This window comes from Stenotrophomonas sp. 05L44_2 (assembly GCF_056665995.1).
In genome coordinates this window covers 1-2,598 of sequence record NZ_JBFTNR010000602.1, presented here as the reverse complement: position 1 = coordinate 2,598, position 2,598 = coordinate 1, and the positions used below count along the sequence as shown (strand labels likewise).

Here is a 2,598-nt window from a genome sequence, read left to right as displayed (position 1 = left end):
CCATGGAGTTCTTCGGCGTCACCCGCTCGGTGCGCGGTGCCCGTGGCGACGTACGGGGTGAGGCCAACACCACCCTGCCCAGCTTCGAGCAACTGGTGGAACTGGGCCGCACCGGCGACGTCAATGCCGACGACCAGCACATCGTGCACATCGTCGACTGGCTGCTGCAGTACGCCTACGAGCAGCGCGCCTCGGACATCCACCTGGAGCCCCGCCGCGAAATGGGCCGCATGCGCTTCCGCATCGACGGCGTGCTGCACAAGGTGTTCGAAGTGCCACCGGCGGTGATGACCGCCGTGGTCAGCCGTATCAAGGTGCTCGGACGCATGGACCTGGCCGAGCGCCGGCGCCCGCAGGATGGTCGCATCAAGACCCGCTCGCCCGGCGGCCGTGAAGTGGAAATGCGCCTGTCGACCATGCCGACCGCCTTCGGCGAGAAATGCGTGATGCGCATCTTCGACCCGGAAGCGGCCTTCAAGAGCATCGACCAGCTCGGCTTCAGCCCGCAGGAAGCGGCCGGCTGGACCGCCCTGGTCGAGCGCCCGCACGGCATCGTGCTGGTCACCGGCCCGACCGGTTCGGGCAAGACCACCACCCTGTATTCCACCCTGAAGCGGCTGGCCACGCCGGACGTCAACGTATGCACGGTGGAAGACCCGATCGARATGRTCGMGCCGGMRTTCAAYCAGATGCAGGTSCAGMMCAACATCGACCTGGATTTCGCCAGCGGTGTGCGCRCCCTGCTGCGGCAGGACCCGGACATCATCATGATCGGCGAGATCCGCGACCTGGAAACCGCGCAGATGGCCGTGCAGGCCTCGCTGACCGGCCACCTGGTGCTGKCCACCCTGCACACCAACGACGCGCCCTCGGCCATCACCCGCCTGCTCGACCTGGGCGTACCGCATTACCTGCTGTCGTCCACCGTCAACGGCATTCTCGCCCAGCGCCTGGTGCGCACCCTGTGCCCGCACTGCAAGCAGCCGCACACCCTCGGCCGGGCCGATTGGGCAGTGCTGGCTGATAGCGAAGCTGCATATCCAGATACCGCCACGCCCTGTCGGCCGGTCGGTTGCCTGGAGTGCCGGCGCACCGGATTCCTCGGCCGCATCGGCCTGTATGAGTTGCTGCCATTGGGCTCGCGCCTGCGCGGGCTGATCCGTGCGGACATGGATCTGGCCGGTTTCAACCGTGCCGCGCGTGCTGAAGGAGTGCGAACCCTGCGCCAGGCCGGGCTTGAAAAGGTGGCACAGGGGCTGACTACAATCGAGGAAGTCCTGTCGGTACTACCTCCCCCGGATGAATCCAGCGCCCTTCCTGATCCTTGAAACCGGCCGCCCCGTGCCGTCATTGCGCCGCTACGGGCGCTTTCCGCACTGGATCCGGGTCGCCGCCGGCCTGGAAGAACACGAGACCGTCGTGGTCGACGTCGAGCACGGCGCCGACCTGCCCGATCCACGCCAGTTCGCCGGCGTGCTGGTAACCGGCTCGGCCGCCTTCGTCACCGACCACGCCGAATGGAGCGAACGCAGTGCCGCCTGGCTGCGGCAGACCGCGCACGACGACGTGCCGGTGTTCGGCATCTGCTACGGCCACCAGCTGCTGGCCCACGCGCTGGGCGGCGAAGTGGCCTACAACCCCGCCGGGCGCGAATCGGGAACGATTGAGCTGGCACTGGACCCGCAGGCCGCGAAGGACCCGTTGTTCCAGGGCCTGCCGAGCCACTTCGCGGCCCACGCCACCCATCTGCAGACCGTGCTGCGCGTACCCGAAGGCGCCGCCGTGCTGGCGCGCTCGCCGCTGGATGGCTGCCATGCCTTCCGCTGGGGCCGCCAGGCCTGGGGCGTGCAGTTCCATCCGGAATTCGCCACCCACCACATGCGTGGCTACGTGCGCGCACGCGCCGACTGCATCGGCCGTCATGGCGGTTGCGCGCGCAGTATCGAGCGCGCGGTCAGCGCCGCGCCGCTGGCGCGCCAGCTGTTGCGGCGCTTTGTCCGCCAGGCCCGGCTGTCTTCAGCCCAGCCGGTGGCAAAACAGGGATAATCGGCGGCACGGGCACACCGCCCGGCCCCTCCTGTCCCTCCCCGGATGTCCATGAAAGAGATTCGCAAGCTGCCAGCCTCGGCGGGCGCCCAGTGGTTGCTGGATACGTTCTCGCTGTATCGGCGTGCGCCGCTGCAGCTGGCCCGGATCGGCCTGACCTGGCTGCTGGTGAACTGGGTGGTCACCCTGCTGGGAACGATGCTGCCCGGTACCGCCGGCCTGGCCCTGCAGATGATGACGCTGGTGATTTCACCGGTGATGTTCGGCGGCATGCTGTACGCCATGGGTGAGATCGACCAGGGCCGTCCCGGCCTGGCCACCCATCTGCTGCAGCCGATCCGCGACCGTCGTGTCAGCCACCTGCTGGTGCCGCTGGCGATCCAGGTGCTGGCCGTGCTGCTGCTGGGCGCGCTGCTGTACCTGATGATCGGCCGCGAGGGCTTCACCGCCTTCAGCGACACCATGACCAAGATGCAGGAACTCGGCCGCAGCGGGCAGCAGATCAGTCCGGAAACCGCCGCCGAACTGGTCGCCAACCTGCCCGCGCAGCGC

General features: G+C 68.3%; 3 protein-coding genes. All 3 read left to right on the top strand.

The genetic code is table 11. The features are described 5' to 3' along the window. Positions 1 to 1,328, top strand: a 1,328-nt coding sequence (locus AC1VAN_RS18030; protein WP_480986360.1) for a GspE/PulE family protein, incomplete at its 5' end; no start/stop codon positions are given. Continuing rightward, entirely contained in the window at positions 1,300 to 2,046 is a 747-nt protein-coding gene (locus AC1VAN_RS18025) for a glutamine amidotransferase (protein WP_442251897.1), read from the top strand. The genes AC1VAN_RS18030 and AC1VAN_RS18025, both read left to right, overlap by 29 nt. 51 nt (positions 2,047 to 2,097) lie before the next feature. After that, a partial coding sequence (locus tag AC1VAN_RS18020) for a BPSS1780 family membrane protein (protein WP_480986359.1) occupies positions 2,098 to 2,598 on the top strand: 501 nt, incomplete at its 3' end.

What these genes read in the sequence shown, in the direction of transcription:
- AC1VAN_RS18025 (WP_442251897.1), top strand. Translation starts at nt 1,300, where the DNA reads ATGAATCCAGCGCCCTTCCTGATCCTTGAAACCGGCCGCCCCGTGCCG.